Raw genomic sequence first — 12,426 nt, 5'->3', positions numbered from 1 at the left:
CGCCCCGGAGCACCGGTTCCGGGGCGGCGTTCGCGCATGCGCTGCCGTCGACGCCCTGCTGGCGTAACGTCCGGACCATGCCGAGGTCACTTTTCTGGAGCCGGACCGACACCGCCGGGACCGAGCACGCCGTCCTCGACGACGGGGCCGGATTCGCCGCGCACGGCACCCAACTGGCCGTCGACCCGGTCCCCTACACCTGCCGCTACCGGTTGGAGACCGGCTCGGACGGGGCCACCACCTCGCTCGCCGTGGAGGTGGAGGGGGCCGGCTGGTCGCGGAGCGTACGGCTGGAACGTGGCGCGGACGGGTGGCGGGTGCGCACCGGCGAGCAGGGTGACCTGGACGCGGCGCTGCGGGCGGCCGGCCAGCCACCGGCCGGGTTGCCCGGCATCGAGGACACCGACCGGCTGCACGCGGCGCTCGACGTCGACCTGGGCGGCTCGGCCCTGTTCAACAGCCTGCCGATCCGTCGGCTGGGGCTGGTGGGGGCCACGTCCAGCACCGAGCACCGGATCACCGTGGCGTGGGTGCTGGTGCCCAGCCTGGAGGTGGTAACCGGCGAGCAGGTCTACACCGCGCTCGGTCCGGGGCGGGTGGGGTTCGCCAGCGACACCTTCCGCACCGAGCTGGAGGTGGACGGCGAGGGGCTGGTCCGGCACTACCCCGGGCTGGCCGACCGGGCCGACCTGGGCTGACGGCGGAACCGGGCGGGCACGGCCGCGCCGGGGTCAGCCGGCCCGGCTCCGGGGGTCAGCCGGGCCAGCTCCCGGTGCTGAGGAACCGGTCGATGGTGGCCAGGTGCGGGGCGAGGTCGAGGCCCTGCGCGGCCACCCAGTCGTCGTCGTAGTAGGTGTCGGCGTACCGGTCCCCGGCGTCGCAGATCAGCGTCACCACCGAGCCGGGCCGCCCCTGCGCGAGCAGTTCGGCGATCAGCCCGAACGCCCCCCACAGGTTGGTGCCGGTGGAGCCACCGACCCGCCGGCCGAGCACCGCCGAGCCGGCCCGCATGGCGGCCAGCGAGGCGGCGTCGGGCACCTGGGTCATCCGGTCGACCACCGAGGGCAGGAAGGACGCCTCGACGGTGGGCCGGCCGATCCCCTCGATTCGCGAGCCCCGGCCGGTGCGTACCGACCAGTCGGCGGCCTGCCACGCCGGGTAGAACGCCGAGTTCTCCGGGTCGACCACGCAGAGTTTGGTGGGCAGCCGCTGGTAGCGGGCGTACCGGCCGATGGTGGCGCTGGTGCCGCCGGTGCCGGCGCCGACCACGATCCAGGCGGGCACGGGGTGCCGTTCCAGGGAGAGCTGGGCGTAGATCGACTCGGCGATGTTGTTGTTGCCCCGCCAGTCGGTGGCCCGTTCGGCGTAGGTGAACTGGTCCATGAAGTGCCCGCCGCTGTCCTCGGCGAGCCACCGCGCCTCGACCACCACCTTGGCCGGGTCGTCGACCAGGTGGCAGCGCCCGCCGTGGAACTCGATCTGGGCGATCTTCTCGGGTGAGGTGGAGGCGGGCATCACGGCGACGAACGGCAGCCCGAGCATCCGGGCGAAGTACGCCTCGGAGACCGCCGTCGAGCCGGACGACGCCTCGATCACCGTGGTCGCCGGCCCGATCCAGCCGTTGCAGAGCCCGTAGAGGAACAGCGAGCGGGCCAGCCGGTGCTTGAGCGAGCCGGTGGGGTGCACCGACTCGTCCTTGAGATAGAGGTCGATCCCCCACTGCCGGGGCAGCGGGAACGGCAGCAGGTGGGTGTCGGCGGACCGGTTGGCGTCGGCCTCCACGGCGGCGATCGCCTCGGTCACCCACACCCGGCTGGCCTCGTCGCACCGGTCGAGATGAGTCACGTCGGCAACGGTACAAGCGAGGTCAGCTCGGGTTCGGGCCGGCCCGGCGTCGTTGCCGGCGCTGCCCTGCCCGGCCCGCCACCCGGATCACCGGGAGCAGCGCCAGCGCCAGCCGGGGGAAGGCGTCCAGCAGGCGTACCTGGGCACCCCGCCAGCGGGGCAGGCTGACCACCGGCCGGGGGCGGCGGGCGAGCCGGGCGACCCGGGCCGCGACCCGTTCCGGGCGCAGCAGGGTGCCGGTGAAGGAGGCCACCGCGCCGTCGTCGTCCAGCCGGTCGTGCAGCATCGGCGTCCAGATGCCGTCCGGGCAGAGGCAGGAGACGTGTACGTCACGCAGCCCGGCCGTCCGCAGGTCGGCGAGGGTGCCGATGCTGAACGCGAGCAGCGCGTGCTTGCTGGCCGCGTAGACGGTTTCGCCGGGGGCGGCGACCAGCCCGGCCAGGGAGACGACGTTGAGCACGTGCCCGTGCCGCTGGGCGCGCATCACGTCGAGGGCGGCGAGGGTGCCGTTCATCGCGCCGAGCGCGTTGACCTCGACCACCTGCCGTCGGGTGGCCGGGTCCTGCGTCCAGGACGGGCCGGTGACCAGGATGCCGGCGTTGTTCACCCACAGCCCGAGCCCGCCGCGACCGGCCGCCTCGGTGGCCACGGCGGCGCAGGCGGCCGGGTCGCGGACGTCCAGCGCCCGGGACCATCCGCCGAGCGGCCCGGCGGCGAGCGCGACCGCGTCGGGGTCCAGGTCGGTCAGGAGTACGGTCCAGCCGTCGGCGTGCAATGCGGCGGCGACGGCCCGGCCGAGCCCACCCGCCGCCCCGGTCACCACGGCGGTGGTGGGCGTCATCGGCGCAAGGTATCGCCGTCGCCCCGCCCGCACCAGCCCGCCCGCACCAGCCCTGCCCGCACCAGCGTCGGTCGGCCGGTCAGGAGGCCGGCGGCTCGATCGGCTGGGGCCGGTTCTCCCACTTGGTCGACAGGGCGATGCCGGTGCGGGTGGAGGCCACCCCGGGGGTACGGCTCAGCCGCACGATCAGCTGTTCCAGCTCGGCGATGGTGCCCACCCGAGCCTTGAGCAGGAAGGATTCGACGCCGGCCATGAAGTAGCAGGACTCGATCTCGGGCATCTGCCGGAACGTCTCCAGCACGTCGTCGGTGTCCCCGCCGGAGTCCTCGACGATGCCGATGAGCGCGGTCACGCCGAGGCCGATCGCCTCCGGCTCGACCTCGGCCCGGTAGGCCCGGATGACGCCGCTCGACTCCAGCTTGCCGACCCGTTCGTGCACGGCCGGCGCGGAGAGGCCGACCTGCCGGGCCAGCTCGGCGTACGACAGGCGGGCGTTACCGCGCAGTAGTTCGACGAGGCTCCGGTCGATCGCGTCCACGGAGGGTGAGCCTATCCGTTGGGGCGTAACGTCCGGCGACCGGCATCCGTTGGATCTGACAGCAGGTGACAGTTCGCAGACCGACGGTCAAGGGAGTCCCGCGCCGGTACCATTTACTAACTTCCCACTCCGTGCGTTTTTCGCGTTTGGCGGACAGGCCAGTTCGCTGGTGCTGTAATTGCCATACGTCCCTCATGACGGCTCTGGGCTCGCACCGGCCGGGGGCAGTGTGTTCAGCCGAGGGCTTCGTCGACGCGAGGAGGGGGCTGTGGACACTGGAGATCGCCTGCTGACACCGGGTGAGGTCGCCGCACTGTTTCGGGTGGACCCGAAGACTGTGACGCGGTGGGCGGCGGCCGGCCGGATAGGCAGCATCCGGACTCCAGGCGGGCATCGCCGGTTTCGGGAATCCGAGGTGCGGGCCCTGCTGGAAGGGGAGGGCATGTTGGACGAGGCGGAAGACATGGGCAAGCCACGTAACGTGGGCCCGGCCGCCTCGACCGGGCCGGGTCCGGCCAATGCCGGGATGTACTGAATGGTGCGAGACGGACGCGCGGGCCGGCCGAAAGGTCCGGCCCGCCGCCGACTGAACGGGCGGCGGACCCGCCGGGACTGACCGTTGCGGCCCGGCTGACCCCGTGGCTCGGCTGACGTGGCTCCGCTGACCGTTGCGGCCCGGCTGACCATTGCGGCCCGGCTGACCCGTTGTGGCCCGGCCGGGCACTCGCCCCGATTGGCGACGGCGGTCGGGCACACACGTCCGGACACAACGGCGGTGGCCGTGGTGGTCAGCGGTCGGCGGCCAACTCGCCCGACCAGCGGCGGAACAGGGTGTGCGGCACGCCCAGGGCGTCCAGCACCTTGCCGGCGACGAAGTCGACCAGTTGCTGCGCGGTGGCGGACGCGCCCGCGCCGTAGAAGCCGGGGCTGGCCGGCAGCACCACCGCGCCAGCGTCGTGCAACGCGATCAGGTGCTCCAGGTGGCTGCGGGTCACCGGGGTCTCCCGGGGCACCAGCACCACCGGGCGTCGTTCCTTGAGGTTGACCTCGGCGGCGCGTTGCAGCAGGTCCTTCGACAGGCCGATGGCGATGCCGGCGCAGGCCGCCGTGCTGGCCGGCACGACCGCCATGCCGCGTACCCGGTAGGAGCCGCTGCTCGGGCCGGCGGCGATGTCGCCGGCCGGCCAGTGCCGCACGTCGTCGTCGGTCAGGTCCCGGCCCAGCCAGCCGGCGAGGTCCTCGGCCCAGTGACCGTCCCGGAACGGCCGGCCGGTCTCGTCGAGGACGGTCAACCGGGCGGCCCGGGACACGATCAGGTCCACCGGATGCCCGGCGTCGAGCAGGCCCCGGACGACGGCCGCCGCGTAGGGGGTGCCGGACGCCCCGGAAACCCCCACCACCCATGGTTCGCGCATACGCCCAGCCTGCCTGGTGTACGCCGACCGCCGACGCCCACCCCCGCAATCGCCCCTGCCAGCACGGTGCGGTACCGGCCGGTCGACCCACCGTCGCCGTACCGGTGGTCCGGGCCTCCCACCGCAGGCCCGGACGGCACGTCGACGCTGGACCTGCGATGCTGCGGACGAATGATCCACACGGTACGGGGGAGACATCGGTAATGGTCGACGAGATCCTCTGGTCGTTACGGTCGGCGTGCCCGATCCCACCCCGGCTCTCCCCGTACGCCGACGGGGTGCAGGAGTGGTTGCTGGAGCTGCTGCCCCGGCTGGGTCTGCCGTTGGGTGCCGAGGCGTTGCACCGGCTCGACCGGGCCGGCTTCGCCAGGTACGCGGGCCGCCTCTACCCCGACGCCAGCGAGCCGGATCTGCGTACCGTGTCGGCCCTGTTCACCTGGTTCTTCCTGGTCGACGACGCCTGCGACGGGCCGGACCGGCTACCGTCGGAGCAGATCCGGGCGCTGCGCCGCGGGACGCTGACCCTGCTGCACGACGGTCCCCGCCGGCGGCACCCGGGGTTCGGGGGGCCGCTGCGCCGGCTGCTGGTCGAGGCGTGGCGGATGCCCCGCCGCCGGATGCCGGCCCGCTGGCGGCTGCGGTTCGCCGACGCGGTCGGTGACCACCTGGACGGCAACTGGCGGGAGGCGGTGGCGAAGGAGAGCGGCCGGACACCCGGCGTGGCCGAGTACGTCGCGTTGCGCCGGGCCACCTCGGCGGCGTACGTGTCGTATCCCCTGATCGAGTTCGTCGGCGGCCGGGCGCTGCCGGACGCGGTCTACCACCATCCGCTGCTGCGCGGGATCGGTGAACTCGGCAACGACCTGCTCTCCTGGTACAACGACCTCGCCTCGATGGAACGGGACCGGACCACCTCCGGCGGGCACAATCTGGTGCTGGCACTCGCCGACGAGCGGGACGTGCCGGTGGAGCGGGCTGCCGAGCTGGTCGCCGACCGCTGGCGGGACACGATGACCCGGTTCCAGGCGCAGTGCGCCGCCGTCCCGTCGTTCGGCCCGGCGCTGGACGGCTCCGTCGCCGCCCACCTCGACGGCATCGCGAACGCCGTCCGGGGCACCATCGACTGGACCCTGGAAAGCGCCCGCTACCCCGTCCACCCCCACCCCTGACACCCGACGCCCCCCGCCCCTGCCCTGCCCCGGCCTGCCCCGGTGATCAAGAGGTTTGCGTCAACTTGAAGATCAAAATTGACGCAAACTTCTTGATCACCTGACGCAAACCTCTTGATCACCGAGGACGGCAGGCAGGACAGAGGCGGAGCAAGGGGCGCAGGACAGGGGCGGGCGGGACGCAGAGCAGGACAACGCCGGCGGCGGGGTGCAGGACACCGCGTGGTGCAGCGCCGCGCGCGGGTGCAGGACACTGCGGGGTGCAGTGCCGGGCGCAGGGTGAGCTAGGAGCGGGGTCAGGCGGCGAGGTCGAGGCGGATCACCAGGTCGAGCAGGGCGAAGACGAACAGGGCGATGCCGACGAAACCGTTGGCGGTGAAGAAGGCCCGGTTGACCCGGCTCAGGTCGGTCGGGGTGACCACCACGTGCTGGTAGCCGAAGGCGACCGCGGTGAACGTCAACCCGATCCACCACGGCCAGCCGAAGCCGACCAGCGCACCGAACCAGATGAACAGCACGAACGTCACCACGTGCGCCACGGTGGAGGCGTGCAGGGCGAAGCGCCGGCCGTAGCGGGCGGGGACGCTGCGTACGCCGATCTGACGGTCGACCTCGTCGTCCTGACAGGCGTAGATCAGGTCGAAGCCGCCGATCCACAGGCCGACGGCCGCGCCGAGCAGCCAGGCCGGCCCCGAGCCGGCGAAGGTACCGGTGACGGCGAGCCAGGCGCCGACCGGGCCGACCGCCTGGGCGACCGCCAGGATGGCGTGTGGCCAGTCGGTGAACCGCTTGCCGTAGGGGTAGACGACCAGCGGGATGACGGCGAGCGGGGCGAGCACCAGGCAGAGCGGGTTGAGCAGGGCGGCGGCGGCGAGGAAGACCACCAGGGCGACGGCCGCGCCGGTCCAGGCCGTCCGCACGCTCACCGCCCCGGTGACCAGTTCCCGCCCGGCGGTACGCGGGTTACGCGCGTCGATCCGCCGGTCGAGGATGCGGTTGGCGGCCATGGCGAACGTCCGTGCGCCGACCATCGCCACGGTGATCAGCAACAGGTCGAGCCAACGCACCCGACCGCCGTTGACCTGCATCGCGGTCAGCGCCGACAGGTACGCGAACGGCAGCGCGAAGACGGAGTGCTCGATCGCGACGAGCTTGAGGAAGGACTTGACCCGGCCGGGGCGGGCGGCCGGGTGGACGGCGGTGGCCATCAGAGCCCGTACTCCTTCCAGCGCTTGTCGACCAGCGAGGTGACCTCCGGCGACATGGTCATCTCCTCCGGCCAGCCCCGGGTGTAGCCCTCGGCGGGCAGCTTGCGGGTGGCGTCGACGCCGACCTTGCCGCCCCAGAACTGCTGGTAGGAGGCGTGGTCGAGGTGGTCCACGGGGCCCTCGGTGAGCAGCAGGTCGCGGGCGTAGTCGACGTTGCCGAAGGCGCGGAACGCGACCTCGTTGTAGTCGTGCACGTCGCAGTCGGCGTCGACGATCACGATCAGCTTGGTCAGCGACATCAGGTGCGCGCCCCAGATGGCGTTCATGACCTTCTGCGCGTGCTTGGGGTAGCGCTTGTTGATCGACACGATCGCGCAGTTGTGGAACACCCCGGCGGCCGGCAGGTCGTAGTCGACGATGTCCGGGATCAGCAGCTTGAGCAGCGGCTGGAAGATCCGCTCGGTGGCCTTGCCGAGGCCGTGGTCCTCCTGGGGCGGCTTGGACGTGACGATCGAGTGGTAGACCGGGTTGCGCTGCATGGTCATCGTCTCGACGTGCAGCACCGGGAACGGCTCGACCGGCGTGTAGAAGCCGGTGTGGTCGCCGAACGGCCCCTCGGGCAGCCGCTCACCGGGTTCCAGGTAGCCCTCCAGCACGATCTGCGCGTGCGCCGGCACCTGCAACGGGACGGTCAGGCAGTCGACCATCTCGACCCGTTCGCCGCGCAGGAACCCGGCGAACAGGTATTCGTCGATGTCACCGGGGAGCGGCGCGGACGCGGCGTAGCTGACCACCGGGTCGCAGCCGATGGCGATGGCGACCGGCAGGCGTTGGCCGAGCCGTTCGGCGACCGCGTGGTGGGCGGTGGAGTCCTTGTGGATCTGCCAGTGCATGCCGAGCGTGTTGCGGGAGTGCTGCTGGAGGCGGTAGAGCCCCAGGTTGCGCTTGCCCGTTTCCGGATGCTTGGTGTGGGTCAGCCCGTAGTTGTGGAAGATCCCGCCGTCGCCGGGCCAGACCTGGAGGCCGGGCAACCGGTCGAGGTCGACGTCGTCGCCGGAGTAGACCACCTCCTGGCAGGGGGCGGTCTTGACCTTGCGCGGCGGCACCGACTTGAGCTGCATGACCTTGCCCAGCCCCTCGCGGATGCCGGACCAGCCGACCGGCAGCTCCGGCTTGATCAACGCGCCGATCCGGTCGCCGATCTCGTCGAGCGATCCGACGCCGAGCGCCATCGCCATCCGCTTCTCGGTCCCGAACAGGTTGATCGCCACCGGCATCTCGCCCCGGGTGGGCCGCTCGAACAGCAGCGCCGGCCCGCCGGCCCGGACCGTCCGGGTGACCACCTCGCTGATCTCCAGCGTGGGGTCCACCGGGACGGTCACCCGCCGCAGCTCGCCCGCGCGCTCCAGCGCCGCGAGGAAGTCCTTGAGATCGGTGTACGGGAAGCCACGAGCCGCCATACGGCCAGTCTCCCGCACCCCCGACGGCAGCGCCCACGCCGGGTACGCCCCGGCGGTGTGCGCCTGCCCACCCGGACCGGAACGCCTCCCCGCGCGGGCGGCCGGCCGCCACGCTCAGAGACACGCGGAGGGACGGCCCTCATGGCGGCCAGCGTCCACCGGCGTCTCTCCCGCCGACAGTTGCTCGTTGCACGGGTGACGGTGGGGCGGGTGCCGGGCGTCGACGTCGGGACGGGGCCGGGGATGGGCGACGGACGGGTTCCAGCGGGGTTCGCCGAGCAGCGGGCGCAGGTCGGTGACGTGACGGTCACTACGTCCGGGGCGGTCGCGGGCCGACCCTGGTGCTGCTGCACGGGCCGGGCCGGCGGTGTGGAACTTCGGCTTCTTCAGCCTCACCAACGGCCTGCCGGAGGAACTGGTCACCGGCCGGGAGGCACGCTGGGTGGACCGCTTCACCGACTCGATCATGGTGCACAAGGGCAGCATCGGCCCGGACGACATCGAGGAGTACGCCCGGCACCTGAGCGACCCGGCCCACCTGCGGGCCAGCTTCAACTATTTCCGGGCCTTCGCGCAGGACGTCAAGGACAACACCGCGTACCGGAAGAGCCCGTTGCCGATGCCGGTGCTGGCCGTCGGCGCGGCGGCCAGCCTCGGCGGCCAGGTCGCCGACCAGGTACGCCGCTACGCCCGCACGGTCGACGGCCAGGTGGTCACCGACAGCGGCCACTGGCTGTTCGAGGAGCGCCCCGCCGAGCTGACCGCCCTCCTGCTCCCCTTCCTGCACGACTGACAGCCCTCGGTCTGGCGAGATCAGGTCGACCCAGAGATGTCGGCGATGGGGCGGAGGCGTTCGTCGAAGGGTTATGCCGTCTCCGTCCGGCCTTCGGCGGTGCGGGCGGTGACGATACGGCGCAGCACGTCGAGGGCGTGTTCGGCTTCTGCGTGGCTCACCGGCTCGGTGCGGGTGGTGACGTACCTGGTCAGAGTGTCGCGGATGATGTCAGAGCGACGGACTGCGGTCTGCTCGGCGAGGCGGTCGAGTTGCTTCACCAGCGCCACCGGCAGCCGGGTGCTGACCAGCGCCATCGGTGTCTCAGGTGCGGTGCCGGAGGCTGGCGTCGCCGTCATGGACCTGATGACCGGCGCCAGGCTGTCGGTGTGCTGGAACCATGCCACGACCTCGTCTTTGGTCATCCGCTCAAAGTCCGGCTCGGTCAAAGGACTCGCCTCCTCCATTCGTCGAGGTCTGCGCCACGCAGGGCCCGAGCCCCGATGATCTTGTATGTGCTCGTCGCACCGATGCGGTCACACAGTGCGGCGATCACTCGACCACTGTCGGCGCCGAAACCGTTGCGGCTGGCGTTGTCCAGACCTTCGTCGGTCCAGACATACTCGCCATCCGATACCTCTCACGCGTAACACGTTGTAATACGACCGCTCAGGATCACTGCGGTCAGGCCACCGGCTCCCAGGCGTACGCGGCCAGGGGCGGGTCGAGCGGGGCCCGGGAGAGCCGGTTGGCGAGGGTCGAGATGGTGTACGTCCCGACCCCGAGCACCACGTCCAGGGCGTGCCGGGGCCGGTAGCCGGCGTCGAGGAAGGCGGTCAACTCGTCGTCCGGCACGTCGCCGGCGTGGTCGAGGACGGCGAGGGTGAACCGGCGCAGCGCCGCCAGCCGGGGTTCGGGCAGGTCGGTGCCGTCGCGCAGCGCGGTGACCAGTTCAGCGGCGGCACCGAGTCGGGTCAGGGTGGCGGTGTGCATCGCCACGCAGAGGTGGCACCGGTTGCGGGTGGCGACCGTCAGCACCACCACCTCCCGTTCGACTGGTGCGAGGTCGGTGGCCTCGAAGGTCGCGGAGGCGGTCAGGAACCCCCTGAGCAGCTCGGGCGATTCGGCCATCAGCCCGACCGCGCCGGGCAGGTGGCCGAGTTTCCGCTGCACGCCGGCCATGGTCGGCCGGGCGGCGTCGGGCGCGGTGTCGAGGGTGTGCGTGGTGAAGCCGGGTCGGGACATGACGGTACCCCTCACGTACGATAGTCAACGTGGTTGTCGAAACAGTAAACCAGGTTGTCGAACATGTCGACGGGTGACCCCGAGCGCCCCGGTTTCGTGCTGCCGCTGCTGCTGCTCGCCGGATTCCGCAGCCTCGTCGACGACCTGCACGCCGAGCTGGCCCGACAGGGGCACCCCGAGCTGCGGCCGGCGCACGGCTTCGTGCTCCAGGCCGTCGGCGTCGCCGGCACCACGGCGTCCGACCTGGGCCACCGCCTCGGCGTGTCGAAGCAGGCCGCCGGCAAGACCGTCGACCGGCTGGTGGCCCTCGGCTACCTGGAACGCGCCGACGACCCGGCCGACGCCCGCCGGAAGCTGATCCGGATGACCGAAAAAGGCGTCGACGGGCTGCGCCGCTCGGCGACGATCTTCGACGCGCTACGGGAGCAGTGGGTGGGCCGGCTCGGCGCGGAGCGGGTGGCCGCCCTGGAGGACGACCTGCGGGCGGTCACCCCGCCGGATTCCTTCCGACTCGACGTCCCCGGCTGGTTCGGTAGCTGAAACGCCCTCCGGGCACACCCTGCCCGACGACCGAAGCGGGAGTCGGAAACGCACCCGACGACCGACCCGGGAGTCACGGGTGGGCCGGCCTGTGCGACGGGAGCGCCCGCCAGTCGGCGGGCGGTCAGCGGCGGCGGGTCTGCGCGACGAAGGCCCGCCAGGCGGCCGGGGCGAAGGTCAGCACCCCGCCGTCGCGGTCCTTGGAGTCCCGGACGTGCACCCGACCGGGCAGGTTGTCGGCGACCTCGACGCACGAGCCGGAGTCGTTGCCGCTGCGGGTGGCCTTGCGCCACCGGGCGTCGGTCAGATCCATGGCTTCACGATCTCCTCAAGCAGGTCGATCGACTGCTGCCGGGGCAGCGCCTCACTGCGCAGAGTTTCCCATTTGCCCAGCAGGGTCGCCACCCCGTCGATGTCGTCCACCACCGTGCCACCGGTCTGCGTGTCGAGAAAGCCCACCCAGTCGCCGTCGGCCGAGCGCCCCAGGATGAACGGGCCGGCAACACCGGGATGCAGGCCGACGGCAGCCGGCAGGACGTGCACGTTGACGTGTGGCCGGCGGGCGCACTCGATCAGGTGCCGGAGCTGACCGGCCATCACCTCGGCGCAGCCCTCGGCGAACCGGCGGAGCGCAGTCTCGTCGATCACTGCGGTGAGCTGCGGCGGATGCTCCCGGTCGAGGATCTCCTGCCGGGCGAGTCGGGCCGCCACCAGCTCCTCGACCCGCTCGGCGGTGTGTCCGAGGTCCAGCCGGAACACCGCCCGCGCGTAGTCGGCGGTCTGCAACAGGCCCGGCACCACCGACACCGCGAAGCAGCGCAGCTGGGTGGCCGTCCGCTCGGCCTCCAGCCACGGGCGGAACCAGACCGGCTCACCGTCGCGCCGCCCCAGCTCGCGCAGGGCGACGAAGAGGCCGCCGCTGTCGAACACGTCGTCGGCGCGCTTCAGGTAGGCGTGGTTCGGCACGACCTGCCCCAACTCCACTGCCGACACCGTCGACGGGGAGTAGTGCACCCGGCGGCCGAACTCCTCCTGGGTCAGGCCGGCGGTCGCCCGCGACCGGCGCAACTGGGCCCGGATCAGCTCCGCCGTCGACACCTGCTCGCTCATCCGGCACTCCTATCGGGACGGCGACCGTCCACCCGGCAGCGGACGGGATCACCGTGTCGCAGAGTAGTCATCAGGAAGCTCCCTGTCAGACCCCGCCGCTCCACAGTCCCGCCAGTGTTCCCCGGCCCCGCTCCGGCACCGCTCCCGAATCCCCGGCATCCAGGGGAGGTCCGGCGGCGCCCGCTCACCGATTCCGGGCTCTGCAATTCGTATAACTACACTTCTAAGAACTGTAGTTATACGTTCCGCAGGCCGTGGGGCGTCGACACAGCCCGCTTCTCCG

15 protein-coding genes are annotated in these 12,426 nt (G+C 72.0%); 5 read left to right on the top strand and 10 right to left on the bottom strand.

Translation table 11 applies throughout. The annotated features are described in order from the left end of the window. Nucleotides 1-77: 77 nt before the first annotated feature. On the top strand, nucleotides 78-698 hold the full coding sequence (locus ACN268_RS23845) for a putative glycolipid-binding domain-containing protein (RefSeq protein WP_421485072.1): 621 nt from the start codon (nucleotides 78-80) through the stop codon (nucleotides 696-698). Between the two features lie 55 nt (nucleotides 699-753). Here the strand turns inward: ACN268_RS23845 and ACN268_RS23840 are convergent, their stop codons facing one another. The 3 genes from ACN268_RS23840 to ACN268_RS23830 all read right to left on the bottom strand — a co-directional run bounded on the left by ACN268_RS23840 (nucleotide 754) and on the right by ACN268_RS23830 (nucleotide 3,224). Further along, a complete protein-coding gene (locus ACN268_RS23840; protein WP_302739960.1) occupies nucleotides 754-1,845 on the bottom strand; it encodes a PLP-dependent cysteine synthase family protein in 1,092 nt (363 codons plus the stop codon). 22 nt (nucleotides 1,846-1,867) lie between these two features. Next, a complete protein-coding gene (locus ACN268_RS23835; protein WP_421485071.1) occupies nucleotides 1,868-2,686 on the bottom strand; it encodes an SDR family NAD(P)-dependent oxidoreductase in 819 nt (272 codons plus the stop codon). A 79-nt stretch (nucleotides 2,687-2,765) separates the two neighbouring features. Continuing rightward, nucleotides 2,766-3,224 carry an Lrp/AsnC family transcriptional regulator gene (locus ACN268_RS23830; protein WP_088642067.1) on the bottom strand — a complete coding sequence of 153 codons (459 nt, stop codon included), beginning with the start codon at nucleotides 3,222-3,224 and terminating at the stop codon, nucleotides 2,766-2,768. Nucleotides 3,225-3,492: 268 nt separating this feature from the next. Between ACN268_RS23830 and ACN268_RS23825 the strand changes: the two genes are divergently transcribed. Next, nucleotides 3,493-3,759, top strand: coding sequence for a BldC family transcriptional regulator (locus ACN268_RS23825; RefSeq protein WP_334452084.1), 267 nt, complete (start codon nucleotides 3,493-3,495; stop codon nucleotides 3,757-3,759). A 253-nt stretch (nucleotides 3,760-4,012) separates the two neighbouring features. Here ACN268_RS23825 and ACN268_RS23820 read toward each other — a convergent pair whose 3' ends face one another. Then, nucleotides 4,013-4,639: a UbiX family flavin prenyltransferase gene (locus tag ACN268_RS23820; protein ID WP_421485070.1), complete on the bottom strand. Its 627-nt coding sequence runs from the start codon at nucleotides 4,637-4,639 to the stop codon at nucleotides 4,013-4,015. Between the two features lie 203 nt (nucleotides 4,640-4,842). Between ACN268_RS23820 and ACN268_RS23815 the strand changes: the two genes are divergently transcribed. Then, nucleotides 4,843-5,808, top strand: coding sequence for a terpene synthase family protein (locus tag ACN268_RS23815; RefSeq protein ID WP_421485069.1), 966 nt, complete (start codon nucleotides 4,843-4,845; stop codon nucleotides 5,806-5,808). A 296-nt stretch (nucleotides 5,809-6,104) separates the two neighbouring features. Here ACN268_RS23815 and mqnP read toward each other — a convergent pair whose 3' ends face one another. Further along, on the bottom strand, nucleotides 6,105-7,016 hold the full coding sequence (mqnP, locus tag ACN268_RS23810; RefSeq protein WP_421485068.1) for a menaquinone biosynthesis prenyltransferase MqnP: 912 nt from the start codon (nucleotides 7,014-7,016) through the stop codon (nucleotides 6,105-6,107). Then, nucleotides 7,016-8,476 (bottom strand): menaquinone biosynthesis decarboxylase, encoded by a 1,461-nt coding sequence (locus ACN268_RS23805; RefSeq protein ID WP_363790585.1) that lies wholly within the window; start codon nucleotides 8,474-8,476, stop codon nucleotides 7,016-7,018. Before ACN268_RS23805 ends, mqnP begins: the two co-directional genes overlap by 1 nt. 367 nt (nucleotides 8,477-8,843) lie before the next feature. On the opposite strand from ACN268_RS23805, the gene ACN268_RS23800 reads away from it, so the two are divergent. Continuing rightward, nucleotides 8,844-9,269, top strand: coding sequence for an alpha/beta fold hydrolase (locus ACN268_RS23800; RefSeq protein WP_421485067.1), 426 nt, complete (start codon nucleotides 8,844-8,846; stop codon nucleotides 9,267-9,269). A gap of 71 nt (nucleotides 9,270-9,340) precedes the next feature. Here ACN268_RS23800 and ACN268_RS23795 read toward each other — a convergent pair whose 3' ends face one another. Together ACN268_RS23795 and ACN268_RS23790 are read right to left on the bottom strand one after the other, a co-directional pair. Next, the gene (locus ACN268_RS23795; protein WP_363650076.1) at nucleotides 9,341-9,697 is read right to left on the bottom strand and encodes a ribbon-helix-helix protein, CopG family; all 357 of its coding nucleotides are present in this window, start codon (nucleotides 9,695-9,697) and stop codon (nucleotides 9,341-9,343) included. Nucleotides 9,698-9,932: 235 nt separating this feature from the next. Continuing rightward, nucleotides 9,933-10,508, bottom strand: a complete 576-nt coding sequence (locus ACN268_RS23790) for a carboxymuconolactone decarboxylase family protein (protein WP_363650074.1) — start codon at nucleotides 10,506-10,508, stop codon at nucleotides 9,933-9,935. 48 nt (nucleotides 10,509-10,556) lie between these two features. Between ACN268_RS23790 and ACN268_RS23785 the strand changes: the two genes are divergently transcribed. Further along, nucleotides 10,557-11,033 (top strand): MarR family winged helix-turn-helix transcriptional regulator, encoded by a 477-nt coding sequence (locus tag ACN268_RS23785; protein ID WP_363650072.1) that lies wholly within the window; start codon nucleotides 10,557-10,559, stop codon nucleotides 11,031-11,033. Nucleotides 11,034-11,157: 124 nt separating this feature from the next. Here ACN268_RS23785 and ACN268_RS23780 read toward each other — a convergent pair whose 3' ends face one another. Together ACN268_RS23780 and ACN268_RS23775 are read right to left on the bottom strand one after the other, a co-directional pair. Then, a complete protein-coding gene (locus ACN268_RS23780) occupies nucleotides 11,158-11,346 on the bottom strand; it encodes a DUF397 domain-containing protein (RefSeq protein ID WP_363650070.1) in 189 nt (62 codons plus the stop codon). Beyond that, nucleotides 11,337-12,143, bottom strand: a complete 807-nt coding sequence (locus tag ACN268_RS23775; protein ID WP_363650068.1) for a helix-turn-helix domain-containing protein — start codon at nucleotides 12,141-12,143, stop codon at nucleotides 11,337-11,339. Before ACN268_RS23775 ends, ACN268_RS23780 begins: the two co-directional genes overlap by 10 nt. Between the last annotated feature and the right edge of the window lie 283 nt (nucleotides 12,144-12,426).

It is taken from the genome of Micromonospora sp. WMMD735 (assembly GCF_049178995.1).
Taxonomy (GTDB): Bacteria; Actinomycetota; Actinomycetes; order Mycobacteriales; family Micromonosporaceae; genus Micromonospora; species Micromonospora wenchangensis.
The sequence above is the reverse complement of the archived record's forward strand: the minus strand, read 5'-3'. Positions and strand labels throughout refer to the sequence as shown.

Excerpts from the sequence above, each read along its gene's own strand:
- ACN268_RS23845 (WP_421485072.1), top strand. The coding sequence starts at position 78 with ATGCCGAGGTCACTTTTCTGGAGCCGGACCGACACCGCCGGGACCGAG.
- ACN268_RS23835 (WP_421485071.1), bottom strand. The coding sequence starts at position 2,686 with ATGACGCCCACCACCGCCGTGGTGACCGGGGCGGCGGGTGGGCTCGGC.
- ACN268_RS23820 (WP_421485070.1), bottom strand. The coding sequence starts at position 4,639 with ATGCGCGAACCATGGGTGGTGGGGGTTTCCGGGGCGTCCGGCACCCCC.
- ACN268_RS23815 (WP_421485069.1), top strand. The coding sequence starts at position 4,843 with ATGGTCGACGAGATCCTCTGGTCGTTACGGTCGGCGTGCCCGATCCCA.
- mqnP (WP_421485068.1), bottom strand. The coding sequence starts at position 7,016 with ATGGCCACCGCCGTCCACCCGGCCGCCCGCCCCGGCCGGGTCAAGTCC.
- ACN268_RS23805 (WP_363790585.1), bottom strand. The coding sequence starts at position 8,476 with ATGGCGGCTCGTGGCTTCCCGTACACCGATCTCAAGGACTTCCTCGCG.
- ACN268_RS23785 (WP_363650072.1), top strand. The coding sequence starts at position 10,557 with ATGTCGACGGGTGACCCCGAGCGCCCCGGTTTCGTGCTGCCGCTGCTG.
- ACN268_RS23780 (WP_363650070.1), bottom strand. The coding sequence starts at position 11,346 with ATGGATCTGACCGACGCCCGGTGGCGCAAGGCCACCCGCAGCGGCAAC.
- ACN268_RS23775 (WP_363650068.1), bottom strand. The coding sequence starts at position 12,143 with ATGAGCGAGCAGGTGTCGACGGCGGAGCTGATCCGGGCCCAGTTGCGC.